The organism is Pseudomonas sp. H3_A02 (assembly GCF_054671965.1).
Map to the genome: position 1 here is coordinate 2,097,328 of NZ_CP162807.1, position 21,569 is coordinate 2,118,896.

Sequence of the window (21,569 nt, forward strand, 5' to 3'; positions counted from 1 at the left end):
AGACGGATGAACATCACCACCTTTGCCAAACGCCTTTGCCTGCTAGTCCCGCTGCTTCTCTCACCGGCCGCGTTCGCGGTCGAGATGATGCCGGCGCCCCCTCAATTGGCCGCCAAGTCCTTTGTGCTCATGGATGCCAGCAGCGGCGAGGTGCTGGTAGAGAACAACGGTGACCAGCGTCTGCCACCGGCCAGCCTGACCAAGCTGATGACCGCCTACATCGCCACCCTGGAAATCCGTCGCGGCCAGATCGGTGAAAACGATCCGGTGACCGTCAGCGAAAACGCCTGGCGCACCGGCGGTTCGCGGATGTTCATCAAGGTCGGTTCGCAAGTGACCGTCAGCGACCTGCTGCACGGCATCATCATCCAGTCCGGTAACGACGCCAGCGTCGCCCTGGCCGAGCACATCGCCGGCAGCGAAGATGCGTTCGCCGACATGATGAACAAAACCGTGGCCGACCTGGGCATGACCAACAGCCACTTCATGAACCCCACCGGCCTGCCGAACCCTGAGCACTATTCGTCGGCTCACGACATGGCGATCCTGGCCCGGGCAATCATCCATGAAGACCCGGCGCACTACGCCATCTACTCCCAGAAGGAATTCTTCTGGAATGGCATCAAGCAGCCTAACCGCAACCTGCTGCTGTGGCGCGACAAGACTGTCGATGGCCTGAAGACCGGTCACACCGAAGAGGCTGGTTATTGCATGGTGTCTTCGGCGGTGCGTGATGGCATGCGCCTGATCGCCGTCGTCTTCGGCACCAACAGCGAAGTGGCCCGGGCCGCCGAGACCCAGAAGCTGTTGACCTACGGCTTCCGCTTCTTCGAAACCCAGACCTTCTACCAGAAGGGCACCGAATTGGCCCAGGCCCAGGTCTGGAAAGGCTCGACCAACCAGGTCAAGGCCGGCCTGGCCCAGGACCTGACCATGACCCTGCCCAAAGGCCAGCTCAAGAAGCTCGCTGCGAGCATGACCATGAACCCGCAACTGACCGCTCCCATCGCCAAGGGCGACGTGATCGGTAAAGTCGAAGTCAAACTGGACGACAAAGTGGTGCACAGCGCTGACCTGATCGCTCTGGACGCGGTCGAGGAAGGTGGTATCTTCCGCCGCATCTGGGATAGCATCCGTCTATTCTTCTACGGCTTGTTCAACTGATTGATGTGTTGACCTGCATGGCCTCGTTCCCATCCGGAGCGGGGCCATGTGCGTTACCACGGCTTACGAGGCCGTTACGCCATGACAGACGAAGTAAAGGCGCCAAAAATCGAATTTCCCTGCGCGGATTACCCCATCAAGGTAATCGGCGACACTGGCGTGGGTTTCAAGGACAAGATCATCGCGATCCTTGAAAAACATGCCACCGTTGACCACAAGACCCTGGCCGAGCGCCAGAGTACCAACGGCAAGTACACGACGATCCAGTTGCACATCATTGCCACCGGTCAGGAACAGCTCTACGACATCAACAGCGAGCTGCGAGCGACCGGTTTCGTGCACATGGTGTTGTGATGCCGGGCACGCTGGGCTTTCGCGAGCTGGGCACGATGGCTTACGAGCCGGTCTGGCATGCCATGCAACGCTTCACGAACGAACGCGGCACCACCGCCGACGATGAAGTCTGGCTGGTGGAACATCCGCCGGTGTTCACCCAGGGCCAGGCCGGCAAGGCCGAGCACCTGTTGCTGCCGGGGGATATCCCGGTGGTGAAGGTCGACCGGGGCGGGCAGGTGACCTACCATGGCCCTGGCCAACTGGTCGCCTATCTGTTGTTGGATGTGCGCAAGCTGGGGTTTGGCGTGCGCGAGCTGGTCACCCGCATGGAGACGTGCCTGATCGAGCTGCTGGCCAGCTACGGTGTGACGGCGGCGGCCAAGCCGGATGCGCCGGGTGTCTACGTCGATGGGGCGAAAATTGCCTCCCTGGGTTTGCGAATCCGCCACGGCTGTTCGTTTCATGGCCTGGCGTTGAACGTGGACATGGACCTGGCGCCATTCCGACGGATTAATCCCTGTGGCTACGCGGGACTGGCGATGACCCAGTTGAGCGAACACGCAGGATCGATTGAATTTGCCGAGGTAAGTGCCCGGCTGCGCGCGCAGCTCGTCAAACACCTCGACTATGCTGAGCAGACGACCCTCACGGGCGGAATCGACTGATATGACTACTGATGCAGTGCAAACCATGATCCCGACGCTGGACGTCACCGAGCGTCCGGCCCCGCGTGCCAAGGTAGAGGCCGGCGTCAAGCTGCGCGGCGCCGAGAAGGTTGCACGCATCCCGGTCAAGATCATCCCCACCACCGAGCTGCCGAAGAAACCCGACTGGATTCGCGTGCGCATCCCGGTTTCCCCGGAAGTCGATCGCATCAAGGCGCTGTTGCGCAAGCACAAGCTGCACAGCGTCTGCGAAGAGGCCTCCTGCCCGAACCTGGGCGAGTGCTTCTCCGGCGGCACCGCCACGTTCATGATCATGGGTGACATCTGCACCCGTCGCTGCCCGTTCTGTGACGTCGGCCACGGCCGTCCGAAGCCCTTGGACACCAACGAACCGGAAAGCCTGGCCATCGCCATTGCCGACCTGAAGCTCAAGTACGTAGTCATCACCTCGGTGGACCGCGACGACCTGCGTGACGGCGGTGCCCAGCACTTTGCCGACTGCATCCGCGAGATCCGCAAGCTGTCGCCGAACGTACAGTTGGAAACCCTGGTGCCCGATTACCGTGGCCGCATGGACATCGCCCTGGAAATCACCGCCGCCGAGCCGCCGGATGTGTTCAACCACAACCTGGAAACCGTGCCGCGCCTGTACAAGGCCGCGCGCCCGGGGTCGGATTACCAGTGGTCGTTGACCTTGCTGCAGCGCTTCAAGCAGATGATGCCGCACATTCCGACCAAGTCTGGCTTGATGCTGGGCCTGGGCGAGACGGATGAGGAGGTTATCGAGGTCATGAAGCGGATGCGTGAGCATGACATCGATATGCTGACCTTGGGGCAGTACTTGCAGCCTTCGCGTAGTCACCTGCCGGTGCAGCGTTTTGTGCATCCGGATACCTTTGCCTGGTTTGCTGAGGAAGGGTACAAGATGGGGTTCAAGAACGTGGCTTCGGGGCCGTTGGTGCGGTCTTCGTATCATGCGGATGAGCAGGCTAAGTTGGTCAAGGCAGAGTTGCTCGGGTCCTGATTTTTTAGCGTTGGTTTTTGGGGTGGTGTGTATATCCGTTTCTTCGGTAACGGCTACTGATGGTTCCGCTCTTACAGCGGGTCACTTTTGAAGAGCGCAAAAGTAACCAAAACGCTTTTGCCCCACCACTCGGTGCCTCGCTTAGGCTCGGCATGCCTGAACGAAGGCATCGCTCCGTGGGCCGCCGCGAAGGGCCATCCATGGCCCAGCGCGGCTATCCCGGCATCCATGCCGGGATGCCCACTGCGCAATACCTTCGCTCAGCCATCGTGGTTTAACGGGGCGCCCCAGATCAAGATCAAAAGCCAAAGCCAAAGCCAAAGCCAAAGCCAAAGCCAAAGCCAAAGCGAGGCGGCCTGATAGCCGACCTGGTTCTGGCAGTCGTACTTCGATCCAATTGTGGGAGCGAGCTTGCTCGCGATAGCGGTGGCGCAGCCCCATAGATACTGGACATGCCGCCGCTCTTGCTTTGCTTTAGATCTTGATCTTGATCTTGATCTTGATCTGAGCGCCCCGTTAAACCACGCTGGCCGAACGCAGGTATTGTGGAGTGGGCATCCCGGCATGGATGCCGGGATAGCCGCGCTGGGCCATGGATGGCCCTTCGCGGCGGGCCCACGGAGCAATGCCGGAGTGAGGGCACACCGAGCCTAAGCGAGGTGCCGAGTGGTGGGGCAAAGCGTTTTTGGTTACTTTTGGCGCTTTTCCAAAAGTGACCCGCTGTAAGAGCGGAACCATAAGCCGCCGTTACACAAAAAACGGATATACACACTAAGCAAGCAACAACCCGGGAATCCCATGACCCTAACCCCTCATCACCCCGTCCCGGCACTCCCGAAAGAAGGCCTGATCGCCGTGATCGCCCCCGCCGGCCCCGCCCCCCTGGACACGGAAAAAGCCACCCAATGGATGCGCGCCCGGGGTCATGAGCTGCGAATATTCCCCGGCGTCTACGAAAAGGACAACTACCTGGCCGGCAGCGACGAGACACGGCTCAACGACCTGCACGCAGCCTTCGCCGACCCCGAAGTCAAAACCATCATCTGCCTAAGGGGCGGCTACGGCACCCCCCGGCTGCTGGATCGCATCGACTTCGACCTCCTACGACGCAACCCCAAACCATTCGTAGGCTACAGCGACATCACCGCCCTGCACCTGGCCATCAGCCGCTACGCAGGCTTCGTGACCTTCCACGGGCCGCTGCTCAACGCCGATCTGCTGGACGACAAGGAACCCCCAACCGTCACCTCGTTCTTCAGCCTGCTGCGTGGACAGTTGAAGGCCGGCAGCGCGCTGAACCACCCCGCCGCCTACCCATTGACCACCGTCGAGCCAGGCATCGCCCACGGACGTCTGCTGGGCGGCAACCTGTCGATGATTGCCGCGACCATGGGCACGCCTTATCAGATCGACGCCGAAGGGGTGATCCTGTTCATCGAAGACGTCAACGAACCGCTGTATCGCATCGACCGACTGCTGACTCAGCTTCGGTTGGCCGGCACGTTGCACAAGTTGCGTGGCGTGTTGGTGGGGGATGTAGCGGGAGTTGATGTCGAGGCGTTGAACCGCTTGCTCAAGCAGACCTTCGAACCGTTGCGTATTCCGGTGGTGTCCGGCTGGCGCAGTGGGCATTGCGATCCGAACCTGACCTTGCCCATGGGGGCGTTGGTGACGCTGGATGCGGGGGAGAAGCGGTTGGTGTTGGAGCAGGATGTGGTGGTCAGTCGCTAGTCATGTAGCGCCTGCGAGTCAGTCATCGCGAGCAAGCTCGCTCCCAGAGGTTGACCGAGAACCCCTGTGGGAGTGAGCTTGCTCGCGATAGCGGTAGCCGCCATAAGGCAATTCAGCGGCTACGCAACGCCTCCAGCAACTGATGCGTCGGATACCCGTCCGCCGGCCAGCCGAACGATTGCTGGGCGCCGCGGATGGCCTTGCGGGTGTTGGCGCCGATGATGCCGTCGGGGTTGCCCGCGTCGTAGTTATGCTTGCCCAGCAGGGTTTGCAGTTCGATGCGTTCGCTACGGCTCAGGGGCAGGTCTTCCTTGGGCCATTGGCCGTAGACCAGCCCGCCATCGGTAAAGCGCTTTGACAAAAGCCCGACCGCCAAGGCATAGGACGACGAGTTGTTGTACTTGAGGATCGCGCGGAAGTTATCAAAGATCAGGAACGCCGGGCCGCGATGGCCGGCCGGCAAGAGCAGGGACGCCGAGAGCTGCTTGTCCTCGGGGGCGATTGGCAAGCCGCCATATTCCGCGACGCCTAGCCGCATCCATTCAGAGACGGGCTTGCGGATAGTGCCATCGGCCAACGTGTAGTCGAAGCCCTCGTTGAGCGAGACCTCGACCCCCCACGGCTGGCCACGTTGCCAGCCGGAGCTTTGCAGGTAATGCGCGGTCGAGGCCAGGGCATCGGTGGAGCTGCCCCAGATGTCGCGGCGGCCGTCGCCGTCGAAATCCACCGCATGGGTGTTGTACGTGGTGGGGATGAACTGGGTCTGGCCCATGGCGCCGGCCCAGGAGCCGAGCATTTTTTCCGGCGTGATATCGCCTTGTTGCAGGATCTGCAGCGCGGCGATCAATTGCGCATGAGCAAAGCCCGGGCGCCGACCTTCGTAGGCCAGGGTCGCCAGGGAGTTGATCACCGACTTGCTGCCCTGGAACTGACCGAAGTTGCTCTCCATGCCCCACACCGCTACCAGCGCTTCGCGATCGACGCCATAACGCTGCTCGATGTTTTGCAGAACCTGGGCGTTCTGCTGGATCAGGCTCTTGCCCTTGTTGACCCGCAGTGGCGACAGCGCGCCATCGAGGTATTCCCACACGGGGCGGGTGAATTCCGGCTGGCTGCGGTCGGCCTTGATCACGCTCATGTCCGGGCTGACACCGATAAACGCACGGTCGAACAAATCGGCGCGGATCCCGGCGGCCAGGGCCTCCTTGCGAAACCCGGCCTGCCATTGCGCGAAGGTCTGGGTGGGCGCAATGACCAGGTCGTCACCGGTGGGCACCACAGGCGGCACGATGGCCGGAGCGGTCACGGTTGGAACAGTTTGGAGCGGTTGGGCGTCGGCGGCGGTAGGTTTTTCGGCGCAGGCGACAAGCAGGACAACGCTTGCGGCAACAATCATTTGGCGCAGTGGCCAACGATGGGAAAGACAGAAGGGCATGCACGGGTCCAGAAATACAATTCAGGTGCTGACCTTAACATGCGAAAGGGGCGTAGGGCTTGTCCGAGTGTTTCAAGCGGCCAGAAAGCAAGAAGCCTCCCAGTTGTCAGACTGGAAGGCTTCGCGGCGGTAGCTGCCCTTGCCCTTGGTGGGTCGTTCCTGGCGGCTGCGGAACAGGGGTTGGGCGACGATGGACTTGGCCTTGTTCGGGCCATGCTTGGATGGCTTTTTGCTCATGATGGGATCTCTCGTAGGGTGGTTTTTGCGGGGCAAATCATGGGACAGAGTTGGGGGGTTGTCCAGTCCCTGCATTGCGTAGGAAATGTCATTCAGACGAACACACGACTTGTGGTGCCGATAGGTGGGAGCAAAGCTTGCTCGCGATACAGACACCTCGGTTTCAGAGACACCGCGCTGCTTTCATCGCGGGCAAGCCTTGCTCCCACAGATGTCTTCGCCGCAGAACAGCCTTCAGTGCGTGCTTATTCGGCAGGTAACGCCAACCGCTGCCCAGCCATCAACAGCGACAACCGACTGAGGCTCATCCACGGCGAGCCGGCGGCCTGGCCCTTGATCTGCGCATCGATGCGCTGGGCCTCGAGCAGCAGTTGCGCCCAGCGTGGTGCGGAGTAGCGTTGCAGGGCCTTGCTCATCAGCGGTTTGCGCTTGTCCCAGACGGGCGGGCGGGCCTGGCTGAAGGCTTTGTCCAGCGGTACGCCCTGGCTGTATTGCAGGGACAGGTTGGCCAGCAGGCGCAATTCCCGGGCCAGGGCCCAGAGGATCACTGGCGGCTCGACCCCTTCGCCTCGCAGGCCTTCGAGCATGCGCAAGGCATGGGCGGCTTCACCGTTGAGGATCGCATCGGTCAGCCCGAAGACATCGAAGCGCGCACTGTCGGCCACGGCGGCCTGCACCGTTTCCACGGTGATCTGCCCGCCCTCGGCCATCAGCTTGAGCTTTTCGATTTCCTGGGCGGCGGCCAGCAGGTTGCCTTCGACCCGGGCGGCAATCAGCTCCACCGCGTCCTGGCTGGCCGAGAGGCCAGCCTGGGACAGGCGTTGGCGGATCCAGCTGGGCAACTGGCTGACATCCACCGGCCAGATCTGCACGAACTGGGTCTGCGGGCCTTCGACCAAGGCCTTGCCCCATTTGGTCTTCTGCGCGCTGCCGTCGAGTTTCGGCAAGCTGATGAGCAGCACCGTGTCCTCGGCCGGGCGTGAGCAATACTCGATCAGCGCGGCGGCGCCCTTGTCACCGGGCTTGCCAGACGGCAAACGCAGTTCCAGCAGGCGTTTTTCAGCGAACAACGACATGCTCGCCCCGGCCTGCAGCAGCGTACCCCAGTCGAAACTGGCGTCGGCGGCGAAGACCTGGCGTTCGTCGAAGCCTTGCTGGCGAGCGGCGGCGCGGATGGCGTCGGCGGCTTCCTGGCACAGCAGCGGGTCATCGCCACTGATGATGTAGACCGGCGCGAGGGCGCCTTGCAGGTGTTTGCCGAGTTGAGCGGGAGCGAGCTTCATAAGAGAAAGCGAGCGGGGCGCCGGAGCGCCCCGCAAGGCTTATTCAGCCGGGATCTGCATTGGCGACTGTTGCGGGGTTTCCGCCTCAGCCTTGCGTGCCGCTTCCAGCGCTTCGGCTTCGGCCTTGGCGCGGGCGTCGGCGGTCTGTTGCAACTGGTCCAGTTGGGCCGGGCTCAACTGTTGCAGGCGCAACATCATGCGCTGTACGAGTTCACGACGCATTTCGCCGCGCACTTCGATGGACTCCTGGTCGGAGCCGGTGATGTTGTTGCCATCGTGCAGGTAGACCTTTTGCACCTGGAGCGTATCATCCAGCAGCGACAGGTTGTTGTGGCCACGGATCTCATAGCTCAGCACGTTGGTCAGCTCGTATTCGGCCGAACGACCGGCACCGGCATAGCTCAGGCTGCGCTGGCTTTGTTGTTCACCCGCCAGCACCAACTTGTACGGCGCACCGCTGTAAACCTTGACGCCACTGTTCTCCAGGGTCTGGCGCAGCATCTTGACGGTGTCGCCATAGGCGTCCCGTGCGCTGAGGTCCAGTTCCTTGATCGCCAGCTCGGTGGTGCCGGTGCCGCGCAGTTGGAAGCCGCAGGCGCTCAACAGGACCGCCAGGCCCACTACCAGCAGATTACGTTTGATCATCTTGTTGCTCCCCTTGAACCCTATGGGGGTCGACCATGCGACCCCGCAGGTTGTATTCGGCGCCAGGCTTGAGCCAGGCGCCCGATCCAATTAGCTTGCGACGATGTTGACCAGCTTGCCGGGCACGACGATCACTTTGCGGATCGTCAGGCCATCGACAAAGCGCAGCACGTTTTCATTGGCCCGCGCGGCGGCTTCGACTTCTTCACGCGTGGCGGCGGCTGGCATCTCGATCTGGCCGCGCAGCTTGCCGTTGACCTGGATGACCAGGGTCAGGCTGTCCTGCACCAGTGCGGTTTCGTCCACCACCGGCCAGCGTGCGTCAATCACTGGATCGGTGTGACCCAGTTGATTCCACAGCTCGTGGCTGATGTGCGGGGTGATCGGCGCCAACAGCAGCGTCACGGCTTCCAGGCCTTCGTGAATCAGTGCGCGATCCTGCTCGGTGCCTTGCGCGGCTTTTTCCAGCACGTTCATCAGCGTCATCACCTGAGCGATGGCGGTGTTGAATTTGTGGTTCTGGCCGACGTCATGGCTGGCCTGCTTGATGGCCAGGTGGATCGAGCGACGAACGGCTTTCTGCTCGTCATTCAGGCCAGCAACGTCCAGTTTCCCCGGCAGGCCCTGGGTGACGTGGGCTTGCGCCAGGCGCCAGACGCGCTTGAGGAAGCGGTGCGAGCCTTCGACACCCGAGTCGGACCATTCCGCGCTCATGTCAGGCGGCGAGGCGAACATCATGAACAGACGGCAGGTGTCCGCACCGAACTGGTCGATCATCGATTGTGGGTCGACGCCGTTGTTCTTCGACTTGGCCATTTTCTCGGTGCCGCCGATTTCCACCGGCAGGCCGTCGGCGATCAGCTTGGCGCTGATGACCTTGGCCTTGCTGTCGCGTTCGAGTTCAACGTCGCTCGGGTTGAACCAGGTGTAGGCACCGTTGGCTTCGCGACGATAGTAAGTCTCGGCGATCACCATGCCTTGGGTCAGCAGGTTCTTGAACGGCTCGTTGGAGCTCACCAGGCCTTCGTCACGCATCAGCTTGTGGAAGAAGCGTGCGTAGAGCAGGTGGAGAATCGCGTGTTCGATGCCGCCGATGTACTGGTCCACCGGCAACCAGTGGTCGGCCGCGGATTTTTCCACCAGGCCGCCTTCATAGTGCGGCGAGGCGTAGCGGGCGTAGTACCAGGAGGACTCGACGAAGGTGTCCATGGTGTCGGTTTCACGCTTGGCCGGTGCGCCGCATTTCGGGCAGTTGCACTCGTAGAACTCGGGCATGCGTGCCAGGGGCGAACCGGCGCCGTCCGGTACGACGTCTTCCGGCAGGACCACCGGCAGTTGATCTTCCGGCACCGGTACGTCACCGCAGGTGTCGCAATGCACGATCGGGATCGGGCAGCCCCAGTAGCGCTGGCGGCTGATGCCCCAGTCCCGCAGGCGGAACTGGGTGCGCGAGGCACCGAGGTTCTTCTTGATCAGGGCGACTTCGATGGCATCGAAGGCACCGACGAAATCCAGGCCGTTGAACGCGCCGGAGTTGATCAGTTCGCCGTGTTCGCCATAGGCGTCCTGCCAAGGTGCCGGTGTCTGGTCGCCGGCGCTGGTGCGCACGACCGGTTTGACCGGCAGGTTGTACTTGTGAGCGAATTCGAAATCACGTTCGTCGTGGGCCGGCACGGCCATGACCGCGCCGTCGCCGTAGTGCATCAGCACGTAGTTGGCGACCCACACCGGCAGCTTCTCGCCGGTGAGTGGGTGCTCGACGAACAACGACGTCGGCAGGCCTTTCTTCTCTTGAGTGGCGACGTCGGCTTCGGCGACGCTGCCGCCCTTGCATTCGGCGATGAACGCCTGCAGCTCAGGGTTGTTGCGGGCGGCCAGGGTCGCCAGCGGATGCTCTGCGGCCACCGCCACATAGGTGGCACCCATCAGCGTGTCCGGGCGGGTGGTGAAGACTTTCAGGGTGCCGGCTTCGCCAATGGAGGCGACGTCGTAGGGGAATTGCACTTCCATGCCCCGGGACTTGCCGATCCAGTTGCGTTGCATGGTCTTGACCTGCTCGGGCCAGCCGGTCAGCTCGTCGAGACTCTCCAGGAGTTCATCCGCGTAGGCGGTGATCTTGAAGTAGTACATCGGGATCTCGCGCTTTTCGATCAGCGCGCCGGAGCGCCAGCCGCGACCGTCGATCACTTGCTCGTTGGCCAGTACGGTCTGGTCCACCGGGTCCCAGTTCACGGTGCCGTTCTTGCGGTAGATCACGCCTTTTTCGAACAGACGGGTGAACAGCCATTGTTCCCAGCGGTAGTAGTCGGGCTTGCAGGTGGTCACTTCGCGGGACCAGTCCACCGCCAGGCCCAGGCTGCGCAGTTGGGTCTTCATGTAGGCGATGTTTTCGTAGGTCCACTTGGCGGGGGCCACGTTGTTCTTCATCGCGGCGTTTTCCGCCGGCATGCCGAAGGCGTCCCAACCCATGGGTTGCAGGACGTTCTTGCCTTGCATGCGCTGGTAGCGGGAGATCACGTCGCCGATCGTATAGTTGCGCACGTGCCCCATGTGTAGCTTGCCGCTGGGGTAAGGGAACATCGACAGGCAGTAGTAAGTCTCCTTGCCTGGCTGTTCACTGACTTCAAAGGACTTTTGCTCGTCCCAGAACGACTGGGCGGCGGCTTCGATTTCACGGGGCTGGTAGTGTTCGTGCATGGCTACTTTTGTACTGAATGGGGTGGCCCAATCCTCTTCGTGGCCATGCTGGACGCAGACGACGCCGAATGCGGCGTTTTCGATGCCCAGGCAAGCTGGAAGTGGAGTTACAGGAAGCGCCGTAGCATACATGACCGCGCTCTACCGAGGGAAACCCTGATTGCGTGCTGGACATCGACAGCGGCTGGCGAGGACCCGTATTCAGGGCCGTTGGTCGCGGCGCCCTGCCGGTTTTCCCAGCGAAGCTAAGCTTCTCAATGGGGAGTGAGTCTTATCTTCAATGAGGTGAGGGATGGTTGAATCACAACGAAAAGTCGCTACACCTGAGTTGTATGAAAAACTGATCGATCGTCTCGGGGTGGCCCTGGACGCTGCAAGAACCGCCGGTCGCTTGCGTGATGAACGTCCGGCAGAGCTGGAACTGCGAGGCTTGAGCCCCGCGGAGTTCGAACTGGTCAAGGCTTATCTCGAACAGGTCGGACATCAAACCCCCACCAGTGGGGCCCAGGTACTCAAGCGTCTCGATGCGCCCCGTTCGGCCAAGGTTGTATGGCTCAAGGACCGGACGCCTGACAAGGATGCTGTAAAGGTCCGGTCACTGCAGTTCAAGTAACGCCGGATTCACGCGTGTCGCTTTTTTTGATTCAAGGTTTTTTCGAATCTGTTGTCGCTTTGCGTCAACCCACCTAGGCTTCGGGCATCTATGGAGATGCCCGATGCCGTTTCGCTATTTCATCAAACAACTCTTATTGCCGCCCGGCATTCTTTTGTTGTCGTTGGCGCTTGCCTGGTGGTGGCGCCATTCACGGCCACGCCTGGCCCGCCTGTGTTTCGCCGTGGGCCTGGGCGGCTTCTGGTTGATGAGCCTGCCGGTGGTGGTGCAGTGGAGCGCCAAGGCCTTGGAGCGTGAACCGCCGCTGCTGCGCAATGAATGGGCGACCCTGGCCCAGCGTGCCGACGCCATCGTGGTGCTGGGTTCCGGTCGCGAACGCGGCGACCCGGCCTGGGGCGCCGACCAGCCCACCGGTGTGGGGCTGGAGCGTCAGCGTTATGCGGCGCGATTGGCCAAGGCTTCGGGCTTGCCCGTGCTGACCACCGGCGGCTTGCACTACGGCACCCCGCCCAGCGAGGCCCAACTGATGGCCGACTCGATGCGCGAGGATTTCGGCGTCGAGGTGCGCTGGCAAGAGGCGCGTAGCCGTACGACCTGGGAAAACGCCCAGATGAGCGCCGAGATCCTGCTGCCGGAAGGCATCAAGCGAGTCGTGGTGGTCACCCAGGCCTGGCACATGCCACGGGCAGTCTGGAGTTTCGAGCACTCGGGGTTTGAGGTAGTACCGGCGCCTGTTGGTTTCCTGGGGCAGGACAACGCCCGGCCACTGGGCGGCTGGATGCCGGAGTTCAAGGCGATCTGGCAATCCGGGCAGTTGATGAATGAGGCGGTGGGGTTGGTGGGGTATTGGTTGTTCTATCGCTGAGCAGGGCTCTGGTGGGAGTGCTTATCTGTGGCAGGCATTTATCTGTGGCGAGGGGATTTATCCCCTCGCCACAGAGGATTGCCGAAAACCCTAAACGGTCCTGGCTATCCGACTTGTCATCAACGCCCAGCCCAGCAGCAACACGCACAAGATGATCAGCGGCCACGAGCGCCATTGCAGGTACGGCGTCAGGTCGTGCATCGGCACCACTTCGCCGTAGAGGATGCCGCGTTCGAATTGCGGGATCTGTGCGGTGATCTGGCCGAAGGGGTTGATCAGGCCGGTCACGCCGTTGTTGGTGGCGCGGATCATCCAGCGGCCGGCTTCCAGGGCACGCATCTGGGCCATTTGCAGGTGTTGCAGCGGGCCGATCGAGGTGCCGAACCAGGTGTCGTTGCTGATGGTCAGCAGCAGGTCGCTGCGCGCCGACAGGCTGGCGGCGAATTCCGGGTAGACCACTTCATAGCAGATGAACGGGGCGATCTGGTAACCCTTGGCTTGCAGCAACGGCTGGTCGGCCGGGCCCCGGGCGAAGTCCGACATGGGCAGGTCGAAGAAGGCGATCAGGCCGCGCAGGATGTCCTGTAGCGGTACGTACTCGCCGAACGGCACGAGTTTTTGCTTCAAGTAAGTACCGTCACCTTCGCCGGTCACGGTGATGCCGTTGTAATAACGCTTCTCGTGATGCACCAGTTGCCGAATCGGCACGCCGGTAATCAGCGCCGAATGCCGCTCGGCGGCGAAGCTGCCCATCATGTCCAGGTAGCCCTGGGCGGACTCCTTGAGCACCGGTACCGCGGTTTCCGGCCAGATCAGCAGGTCGACGCGCTTGGAGGCGAAGCTCATGTCGCGGTACAGCGCCAACTGCGCGTTGAGCTGCTCGGGGTCCCACTTCATGCTTTGTTCGATGTTGCCCTGGATCGCCGCGACGCTCAGCGGGTCGCCCGAAGGGCTGGTCCAGGCGTGGCCCTTGAGAACCATGCCGGCCACCCATGGACCGATCAACAGCAGCACGCCGGCGGCAATAAAGCCTCTGCGCCCGGTGCGGATCAACCGCGGCGCGTTGTATAGCAGCGCGGCGGTCAGGGCCAGGGTGAAGGAGATCAGCCACATCCCGCCCAACGGCGCAAGGCCGGCCAGGGGGCCGTCGAGCTGACTGTAACCGGAATACAGCCATGGGAACCCGGTGAGGAACCAGCCGCGAAACGCTTCCTGGCCCAACCACAGCGCGGCGAACGCCAGGGCATCGGCCAGTGGCGCCTCGTTGCGCCGCAACCAGCGCGCCCACAGCCAGGCGGGCAGGGCGAAGAACCAGGCGATGGCGGCGATGAACAACAGCATCAACAACCCGGCGAGCAGCACCGAGGCGCCGCCGAAGTTATGGATGCTGACGTAGATCCAACTGGTGCCGGCGCCAAACAGGCCAAAACCGAAACACCAGCCACGGCCCAGGGCCTGGCGTGGCGAGAGCTCGCGCAACCCGGCATAGAACAAGCCGACCGCCAGCAATGCCAGCGGCCAGATATCGAACGGCGCCAGGGCCAGGGTGGTGATCGCACCGGCCGCCACGGCCAGCAGGTTACCGGGCCAGCCGGGGCGGGTTATCCAGCGCATGTATGTCCTTAGCGGGTCTCGCAGGGGTTATCGGCCAATGGGTGACAGGCGCAGCAGGTGGATCCGGCGGCTGTCGGCATTGAGGATGCGGAAGCGCCAGGAGCCGATTTCCGTGGTTTCGTTGCGCTTGGGCAGGTGCCCGAAAGCACTCATCACCAGGCCGCCGACGGTGTCGAACTCATCGTCGGAGAATTGGCTGTCGAAGAATTCGTTGAAGTTCTCGATCGGCGTCAGGGCCTTGATCAGGAAGTCACCGCTGGGCAGCGGCTTGATGTAGCTGTCTTCCTCGACGTCGTGCTCGTCCTCGATGTCGCCGACGATCTGCTCGAGCACGTCTTCGATGGTGACCAGGCCGGCCACGCCACCGTATTCGTCGATGACGATGGCCATGTGGTTGTGGTTGGCGCGGAATTCACGCAGCAGCACGTTCAGGCGCTTGGACTCGGGCACGAAGGTGGCCGGGCGCAGCAGGTCCTTGATGTTGAAGCTGTCGCCGTTCTCCTGAAGGATCAACGGCAGCAGGTCCTTGGCCAACAGCACGCCCATGACATCGTCATGGCTCTCGCCAACGACCGGGTAACGCGAGTGAGCGGAGTCGACCACGGCGGGCAGGAATTCACGCGGGGTCTGGGTCGCCTTGATGCTGACCATTTGCGAGCGCGGGACCATGATGTCGCGTACTTGCAGGTCAGCGACCTGGATGGCGCCTTCGACGATGGCCAGCGCTTCGCTGTCCAGCAGTTTGTTCTGGTGTGCATCGCGCAGCAGCTCCAGCAGCTCCTGGCGGTTTTTCGGCTCATGGGCAAAAGCCTGGGTGAGCTTGCCCAGCCATGACTTCTGCCCGTTGCTCGATCGATCTTCGCTCATAGCGATTACTCTGAATCCTTTGTCGTTACAGTTGATGTATCAGTGTTCGTCGCCGGCGTAGGGGTCGGGATGACCCAGCTCTGCAAGCAACGTTCGTTCCAGTGCTTCCATTTCTTCGGCTTCGTCATCTTCTATATGGTCGTAACCCAGTAGATGCAAGCAGCCGTGAATCACCAGATGGGCCCAGTGGGCCTCAGGGGTCTTGTCTTGTTCCGCCGCTTCACGTTCCACCACCGGGACGCAGATCACCAGGTCGCCCAGCAGCGGGATGTCGAGCAGGTCGTCGGGAACGTCGGCGGGGAACGACAGCACGTTGGTGGCGTAGTCCTTCTGCCGCCAGGTGTGGTTCAGCTCACGACCTTCGGGCTCGTCCACCAAGCGGATCGTCAGCTCCGAGTCGGCGCTGCGCTGGCGCAGGGCCAGTTCGCACCATTGGCGGAACTGGGCTTCGCTGGGGGCGGCGTGTTCGCAGGCCACTTGCAGGTCGAGTTCAAGCATTGTGGCGATTGCCTTTGCTTTCGACCGAGTCTTCATCGACGCGATTCTCGAAACGCTCATAGGCCTCGACAATGCGTTGCACCAACGGATGGCGCACGACGTCCTTGGGCATGAAGTGCGTGAAGCTGATGCCCGGCACGTCCTTGAGCACCTGAATCACATGGTTCAGCCCGGACTTGGTGCCCTTGGGCAAGTCGACCTGGGTGATGTCGCCAGTGATGACGGCGGTGGAGCCGAAGCCGATCCGGGTCAGGAACATTTTCATCTGCTCGACCGTGGTGTTCTGGCTTTCGTCGAGGATGATGAAACTGTTGTTCAGGGTCCGACCGCGCATGTAGGCCAGCGGCGCGACTTCGATGACCTGGCGCTCGATCAGCTTGGCGACGTATTCGAAGCCGAGCATTTCATACAACGCGTCATAGAGCGGGCGCAGGTACGGGTCGATCTTCTGGGCCAGGTCGCCGGGCAGGAAGCCGAGTTTTTCACCCGCTTCGACCGCCGGTCGCACCAGCAGGATACGGCGTACCTGTTCGCGTTCCAGCGCATCCACCGCGCAGGCCACGGCCAGGTAGGTCTTGCCTGTACCGGCCGGGCCGATGCCGAAGTTGATGTCGTTGCCCAGGATTTCCTTCACGTAGCGCTGCTGATTCAAGCCGCGCGGGCGAATCATGCCTTTTTTCGTGCGCAGGGCCACGGCTGGTTCCGACGGGGCGTGGTTGTCGAGTTCTTCGACAGCCGATTCCTGCAGGAACAGGTGGACCGTATCCGGCGACAGCTCGCTCCCCTTGGTTTCCCGGTAGAGACGGCGCAGCAGATTTTCCGCGGAGGTCGTGTGCTTGGGTTCGCCGATCAGTTCGAACTGGTTTCCGCGGTTGCGGATCTCGATGGCCAGGCGCTGTTCGATCAAGCGCAGGTGCTCGTCGAATTGCCCGCACAGATTGGCGAAGCGGCGAGCCTCAAAGGGCTCGAGAATAAAGCGATGTGGTTCGATGGGTGCGTTCAAGGTCGTTTTTAGCCGCCCAGGGGCAATTAAGGTGAAATCAAGGATAACGCCAGTAGGCTGGGTGCGAAAGCTCTTAAACAGGCGAATCTGATCACAGGGTTGGCACGCCCCATGGTGGGAGCAAGGCTTGCCCGCGATCAAGGCGCCGCGGTCTTCAGTGAGATTGCGGTGCTTCTATCGCGGGCAAGCCTTGCTCCCACAGGTCTTGCTTCCACAGAAAATAGTGTTTTTAGCAGGTCACTGGACCAGCGAGCCCCGCAGGGAGTGCGGTTGCGCGGCGTCGATGTGCACGTCGGCGAACTGGCCGATCAGGGCCGGGGTGTCGCAACGGAAATTGACGATGCGGTTGTTTTCGGTGCGCCCTTGCAACTCGCCGGGGTCTTTTTTCGAATAATCGGTCACCAGAATCCGCTGGACGGAGCCGACCATCTGTCGGCTGATCTCGAAACCTTGCTGGTTGAGGCGATGTTGCAAGGCGTTGAGCCGTTCTTTTTTCAGTTCTTCCGTGGTGTTGTCCGCCAGGTCGGCCGCCGGTGTTCCAGGACGCTGGCTGTAGACGAAGGAATAGGAAAAGTCGAAGCCCACGTCTTCGATCAGCTTCATGGTCTGCTGGAAGTCTTTCTCGGTTTCTCCGGGGAAACCGACGATAAAGTCCGAGCTGATGCAGATGCCCGGCACTGCCGCCCGCAACTTGCGCAGCTTGGATTTGTACTCCAGCGCCGTGTGGTTGCGCTTCATGGCCGCGAGGATCCGGTCGGAGCCCGATTGCACCGGCAGGTGCAGGTGCTTGACCAGCTCGGGGACCTCGGCGTGGGCCTGGATCAGGCTGTCGGAGAACTCCAGCGGATGGGACGTGGTGTAGCGGATGCGGTCGATGCCGTCCACCGCTGCCACGACGCGGATCAGCTCGGCGAGGTCCGCCAGGCGACCGTCATGGGTCAGGCCGCGATAGCCGTTGACGTTCTGCCCCAACAGGGTCACTTCGCGCACGCCGTTTTCCGCCAGGTGGATGATCTCGGCGATCACGTCATCGAACGGCCGGCTGACTTCTTCGCCGCGGGTATAGGGCACCACGCAGAACGTGCAGTACTTGCTGCAACCTTCCATCACTGACACATAGGCGCTCGGGCCATCGATGCGCGGCTCGGGCAGGTGGTCGAATTTTTCGATTTCCGGGAACGAGACGTCCACTTGCGGCAGCTTGGTCGCACGCGCGGCGTCGATCATCTCGGGCAGACGGTGCAAGGTCTGCGGGCCGAAGACCACGTCCACGTACGGGGCGCGATCACGAATGGCTGCGCCTTCCTGGCTGGCCACGCAACCGCCCACGGCGATGACCATCTCCGGGTTGGCGAGCTTCAGTTCGCGCCAGCGGCCGAGCTGGGAATACACGCGGTCCTGGGCGCGTTCGCGAATCGAGCAGGTGTTGAGCAGGATCACGTCCGCGTCTTCGGCACGGGCGGTGACTTCCAGGGCCTGGTGTTCACCCAGCAGATCGACCATGCGCGAGCTGTCGTACTCGTTCATCTGGCAACCGTGGGTTTCGATGTAAAGCTTCTTGGCCATGGACGGGTTCATCACGTGATTCAAAGAACCGCGCATTATAGGGAACAAGTCCCCCGGTTCCTACCGCTGCGCGAGCAGTGGCTATGCTATAGTTCGCGCCCTCATTTTTACCCGCCGATGTGTTTCGCCAGCCATGACCAAACGTGAAGCTCCAATCTACAAGGTGATTTTCCTCAACCAGGGCCAGGTGTTCGAAATGTACGCCAAGCAGATCTATCAAAGTGATCTGTGGGGCTTCCTGGAAGTGGAAGAGTTCGTCTTTGGCGAGCGCACGCAAGTGGTCGTCGATCCGAGCGAAGAAAAGCTCAAGGCGCAGTTCGAAGGCGTGGTGCGCAGTTTTGTGCCGATGCATTCGATCGTGCGCATCGACGAAGTCGAACGCCTGGGCACGCCGAAAATCAGCGAAGCCCGCGGCGCGGTCGGTAATGTGATGCCGTTTCCAATGCCGATGCCTGAGAAGTAGGGCTCAGGACCGAGTTGCCCCTAATCGCGAGCAAGCTCGCTCCCACAGTGGGTTCTCTGTAAACACAAGATTTGTGTACACCAGCGATCCAGTGTGGGAGCGAGCTTGCTCGCGATGAGGCCTTCAAGGCCTGGGCAATCATTCAGGGCAGCGGCGAGAAGGGCGTACGCCCGTCGGCGTTCTGCAATTCCATCAGGTATTTGCGAAAGATCTGGCCCAGCACCTGGGTCGCCACTTCCAGCTCGTCGCGGGGCATCTGTTCGGCGACTTCGTCGGCGGTGTCCAGGGCTTCTTCGGCGCCGTTGACCGCGGCCATCTTCAAGACGATGTAGGCCTGGACGTTGTTGGCCGGCACACCTTCGCCATGGAAGAACATGCCGCCGAGCTTGAATTGCGCCTGGGCATGGCCTTGCAGCGAAGCTTTTTCGAAGTAGTTGAGGGCCTGCTTGAGGTCGCGCGGTGCAGCCTTGCCTTCGTAGTAGAACTCGCCCAACTCGTATTGCGCTTGTGCATCACCTGCGTCCGCCGCTTTTTGACAGGCGTCGAGTGCCGGTGCGAGATCTTGTGGCTGGGTGTTGAGCGTGCAACGGCCCAGCGCCGGGATCAACAACGAGTTACCGCCTGCCTGTGCATTCGCCAGCAGCGGCTGAAGGAGCAACAGGCAGCCCAAGGCAAGGGTGCGGCCGGTGCGGTTCATGGGAATCGACTTACCTCTGAGGGGCGCGCGGACCCTCGGGGGATCCAATAAGCGCGCATTATGAAATAAGCGGGGCCATCCTTACAAAGTCTTTACTCGTTTTTCTGCTGCGCGGGGATGCTAATAGCAGCTTCAGGCATAAATACGTAGGAAAAGGGCGGGGGGTTGTCAGCAATCACTGACGCCAGCTTCAGCCAGCGTCAGTTATCCACAGGCTTATTTCAGCGCCGCGAAGGCCCGCTCGGCTGCATCGAGGGTGATCTTCAGCTCGGTCTCGCCATGGGCGATGGAGGTGAAGCCGGCTTCGAACGCACTCGGGGCCAGGTACACGCCGCCGTCGAGCATCAGGTGGAAGAAGCGCTTGAACCGATCGGCATCGCTGGCCATGACGTCTTCGAAGGTGACGATGTCATCGGCGCCACTGAAATACAGGCCGAACATGCCGCCTGCCTGGGTGGTCACGAAGGGGATGCCGGCCGCATCGGCACGAATCTGCAGGCCGTCGAGCAGGCGGGTGGTGTAGTCGGTCAGTTCGGCGTGGAAGCCCGGGCGGCTGATCAGGCGCAGGGTGGTCAGGCCGGCGGCCATGGCCAGCGGGTTGCCCGACAGCGTGCCGGCCTGGTAGACCGGGCCCAGCGGCGCGATGCATTCCATGATCTCGCGCTTGCCGCCGAAGCAGCCCACCGGCATGCCGCCGCCGATGATCTTGCCGAAGGTGCTCAGGTCCGGGGTGACGCCGTAATGGGCCTGGGCGCCGCCGAGGGCCACGCGGAAGCCGGTCATCACTTCATCGAAAATCAACACCACGCCATGCTGGTCGCACAGGCTGCGCAGGCCTTCGAGGAAACCCGTCGCCGGCGGCACGCAGTTCATGTTGCCGGCCACTGGCTCGACGATGATGCAGGCCACTTCCTGGCCGACTTCGCCGAGCATCTTCTCGACTTCTTCGAGGTCGTTGAACGGCAGGGTCAGGGTGTGTTTGGCGAATGCCGCCGGTACGCCGGCCGAACTCGGCACGCCCTGGGTCAGGGCGCCGGAGCCGGCCTTGACCAGCAGGCTGTCGGAGTGGCCGTGGTAGCAGCCTTCGAACTTGATGATGCTGTCGCGACCGGTGTAGCCCCGCGCCAGGCGGATCGCGCTCATGGTCGCCTCGGTGCCGGAGCTGACCATGCGCACCATTTCCATCGATGGCACGATCGAGCAGACCAGGTCGGCCATCTCGGTTTCCATCGCGGTCGGCGCGCCGTAGGACAGGCCATGGACCAATTGCTTGCGCACCGCATCCAGCACGTCCGGGTGGCTGTGGCCGAGGATCATCGGGCCCCAGGAGCCGACGTAGTCCACATAACGCTTGTCGTCTTCGTCGGTGACGTACGCGCCTTCGGCGTGCTTGAAGAACAACGGAGTGCCGCCAACGCTCTTGAACGCGCGAACGGGCGAGTTCACGCCGCCGGGGATGTGTTTCTGGGCACTGGCAAACAGGGTTTCGGAACGGGACATGGTTGGGCTCTCGAAAACGGAAAATGGACTATTTGATCTGTAGCAGCGCATTGAAGGCGCGGGCGCGGCGCGTCACTTCAGCACTGCTGCCGGCGCCGAACAGGCCGTGGACCACCGCCAGCAGGTCGGCCCCGTGGGCCACCAACGGGGCGGCGTTCTCCAGGGTGATGCCGCCGATGGCGCAGACAGGGATATGCAGTTTGACGTGCGCCTGTTCGAGCAGTTCAAGGTGTGCGCTGGGGGCGCCAGGCTTGGTGTTGGAGTTGAAGAAGCGCCCGAACGCGACATAAGTGGCGCCTTCGCTGGCGGCCTGTTCGGCCAGTGCCAGGCTGGCGTGGCAGGTGGCGCCGACGATCGCCTTGTGCCCGAGCAATGCCCGTACCGGCGCCAGTGGGCCATCGGTCTGGCCCAGGTGCACACCGACGCCCAGGCGCGCGGCCAGTTCGGCGTCGTCGTTGATGATCAACTGGGTCTTGTAGCGTTCGCACAGGTTGCGCAGGGCTTCGGCTTCCCGCAGACGTCGGGCTTCGTCGTTGCTTTTGTCGCGGTATTGCAGCAGGGTCACGCCACCTTCCAGCGCCGCTTCTACATAAGCGAGGAACTTACCGGCCAGCAATTGGCTATCGGTGATGGCGTAAAGGCCACGTAATTTCATTCCACAGGCCT

Annotated in this window: 21 protein-coding genes; 8 read left to right on the forward strand and 13 right to left on the reverse strand. The window is 62.0% G+C overall.

The genetic code is table 11. From position 1 onward, the window contains the following. Positions 1–6 precede the first annotated feature (6 nt). From AB4N80_RS09135 to AB4N80_RS09155, 5 genes are all read left to right on the forward strand, one after another. Entirely contained in the window at positions 7–1,164 is a 1,158-nt protein-coding gene (locus tag AB4N80_RS09135) for a D-alanyl-D-alanine carboxypeptidase family protein (protein WP_122565046.1), read from the forward strand. 81 nt (positions 1,165–1,245) lie between these two features. Further along, positions 1,246–1,518 (forward strand): DUF493 domain-containing protein, encoded by a 273-nt coding sequence (locus tag AB4N80_RS09140; RefSeq protein ID WP_122565047.1) that lies wholly within the window; start codon positions 1,246–1,248, stop codon positions 1,516–1,518. Next, positions 1,518–2,165, forward strand: coding sequence for a lipoyl(octanoyl) transferase LipB (lipB, locus tag AB4N80_RS09145; protein WP_003205887.1), 648 nt, complete (start codon positions 1,518–1,520; stop codon positions 2,163–2,165). Before AB4N80_RS09140 ends, lipB begins: the two co-directional genes overlap by 1 nt. Position 2,166: 1 nt before the next feature. Then, complete coding sequence (gene lipA, locus AB4N80_RS09150; RefSeq protein WP_014340371.1) at positions 2,167–3,189, forward strand: lipoyl synthase; 1,023 nt, start codon at positions 2,167–2,169, stop codon at positions 3,187–3,189. 798 nt (positions 3,190–3,987) lie between these two features. Next, positions 3,988–4,920 (forward strand): S66 peptidase family protein, encoded by a 933-nt coding sequence (locus tag AB4N80_RS09155; protein WP_460081643.1) that lies wholly within the window; start codon positions 3,988–3,990, stop codon positions 4,918–4,920. A gap of 112 nt (positions 4,921–5,032) precedes the next feature. On the opposite strand, the gene AB4N80_RS09160 is transcribed toward AB4N80_RS09155, so the two are convergent. The 5 genes from AB4N80_RS09160 to leuS all read right to left on the reverse strand — a co-directional run bounded on the left by AB4N80_RS09160 (position 5,033) and on the right by leuS (position 11,217). Beyond that, entirely contained in the window at positions 5,033–6,355 is a 1,323-nt protein-coding gene (locus AB4N80_RS09160; protein WP_122565050.1) for a lytic murein transglycosylase, read from the reverse strand. 72 nt (positions 6,356–6,427) lie between these two features. Then, the gene (gene arfA, locus AB4N80_RS09165; protein WP_122565051.1) at positions 6,428–6,592 is read right to left on the reverse strand and encodes an alternative ribosome rescue factor ArfA; all 165 of its coding nucleotides are present in this window, start codon (positions 6,590–6,592) and stop codon (positions 6,428–6,430) included. Positions 6,593–6,837: 245 nt separating this feature from the next. After that, on the reverse strand, positions 6,838–7,875 hold the full coding sequence (gene holA / locus AB4N80_RS09170; protein ID WP_122565052.1) for a DNA polymerase III subunit delta: 1,038 nt from the start codon (positions 7,873–7,875) through the stop codon (positions 6,838–6,840). A gap of 39 nt (positions 7,876–7,914) precedes the next feature. Further along, positions 7,915–8,520, reverse strand: a complete 606-nt coding sequence (locus AB4N80_RS09175) for an LPS-assembly lipoprotein LptE (RefSeq protein ID WP_122565053.1) — start codon at positions 8,518–8,520, stop codon at positions 7,915–7,917. A gap of 90 nt (positions 8,521–8,610) precedes the next feature. Then, positions 8,611–11,217 (reverse strand): leucine--tRNA ligase, encoded by a 2,607-nt coding sequence (gene leuS / locus AB4N80_RS09180; RefSeq protein ID WP_460081651.1) that lies wholly within the window; start codon positions 11,215–11,217, stop codon positions 8,611–8,613. A gap of 292 nt (positions 11,218–11,509) precedes the next feature. Here leuS and AB4N80_RS09185 point away from each other — a divergent pair, with 292 nt between their 5' ends. Together AB4N80_RS09185 and AB4N80_RS09190 are read left to right on the forward strand one after the other, a co-directional pair. After that, positions 11,510–11,830: a hypothetical protein gene (locus tag AB4N80_RS09185; protein WP_122565055.1), complete on the forward strand. Its 321-nt coding sequence runs from the start codon at positions 11,510–11,512 to the stop codon at positions 11,828–11,830. Positions 11,831–11,933: 103 nt separating this feature from the next. Continuing rightward, entirely contained in the window at positions 11,934–12,695 is a 762-nt protein-coding gene (locus tag AB4N80_RS09190; RefSeq protein ID WP_122565056.1) for a YdcF family protein, read from the forward strand. A gap of 90 nt (positions 12,696–12,785) precedes the next feature. Here the strand turns inward: AB4N80_RS09190 and lnt are convergent, their stop codons facing one another. From lnt to miaB, 5 genes are all read right to left on the reverse strand, one after another. Beyond that, positions 12,786–14,309 (reverse strand): apolipoprotein N-acyltransferase, encoded by a 1,524-nt coding sequence (lnt, locus tag AB4N80_RS09195; RefSeq protein WP_122565057.1) that lies wholly within the window; start codon positions 14,307–14,309, stop codon positions 12,786–12,788. Positions 14,310–14,336: 27 nt separating this feature from the next. Continuing rightward, the gene (locus tag AB4N80_RS09200) at positions 14,337–15,176 is read right to left on the reverse strand and encodes an HlyC/CorC family transporter (RefSeq protein ID WP_003205870.1); all 840 of its coding nucleotides are present in this window, start codon (positions 15,174–15,176) and stop codon (positions 14,337–14,339) included. A 39-nt stretch (positions 15,177–15,215) separates the two neighbouring features. Further along, a complete protein-coding gene (ybeY, locus tag AB4N80_RS09205) occupies positions 15,216–15,674 on the reverse strand; it encodes an rRNA maturation RNase YbeY (protein WP_122565058.1) in 459 nt (152 codons plus the stop codon). Continuing rightward, on the reverse strand, positions 15,667–16,677 hold the full coding sequence (locus AB4N80_RS09210) for a PhoH family protein (protein WP_122565059.1): 1,011 nt from the start codon (positions 16,675–16,677) through the stop codon (positions 15,667–15,669). The genes ybeY and AB4N80_RS09210 overlap by 8 nt, the downstream gene beginning before the upstream one ends. Positions 16,678–16,914: 237 nt before the next feature. Further along, positions 16,915–18,243 carry a tRNA (N6-isopentenyl adenosine(37)-C2)-methylthiotransferase MiaB gene (gene miaB / locus AB4N80_RS09215; RefSeq protein ID WP_460081658.1) on the reverse strand — a complete coding sequence of 443 codons (1,329 nt, stop codon included), beginning with the start codon at positions 18,241–18,243 and terminating at the stop codon, positions 16,915–16,917. 133 nt (positions 18,244–18,376) lie between these two features. Between miaB and AB4N80_RS09220 the strand changes: the two genes are divergently transcribed. Then, positions 18,377–18,706, forward strand: coding sequence for a DUF1820 family protein (locus tag AB4N80_RS09220; RefSeq protein WP_003185742.1), 330 nt, complete (start codon positions 18,377–18,379; stop codon positions 18,704–18,706). A 142-nt stretch (positions 18,707–18,848) separates the two neighbouring features. On the opposite strand, the gene AB4N80_RS09225 is transcribed toward AB4N80_RS09220, so the two are convergent. The 3 genes from AB4N80_RS09225 to thiE form a co-directional block, all read right to left on the reverse strand. Continuing rightward, positions 18,849–19,403: a tetratricopeptide repeat protein gene (locus AB4N80_RS09225; RefSeq protein ID WP_053188388.1), complete on the reverse strand. Its 555-nt coding sequence runs from the start codon at positions 19,401–19,403 to the stop codon at positions 18,849–18,851. Positions 19,404–19,619: 216 nt separating this feature from the next. Further along, positions 19,620–20,903 (reverse strand): glutamate-1-semialdehyde 2,1-aminomutase, encoded by a 1,284-nt coding sequence (gene hemL, locus AB4N80_RS09230; RefSeq protein WP_460081661.1) that lies wholly within the window; start codon positions 20,901–20,903, stop codon positions 19,620–19,622. A gap of 28 nt (positions 20,904–20,931) precedes the next feature. Further along, on the reverse strand, positions 20,932–21,558 hold the full coding sequence (thiE, locus tag AB4N80_RS09235) for a thiamine phosphate synthase (protein ID WP_354339269.1): 627 nt from the start codon (positions 21,556–21,558) through the stop codon (positions 20,932–20,934). Positions 21,559–21,569 lie beyond the last annotated feature (11 nt).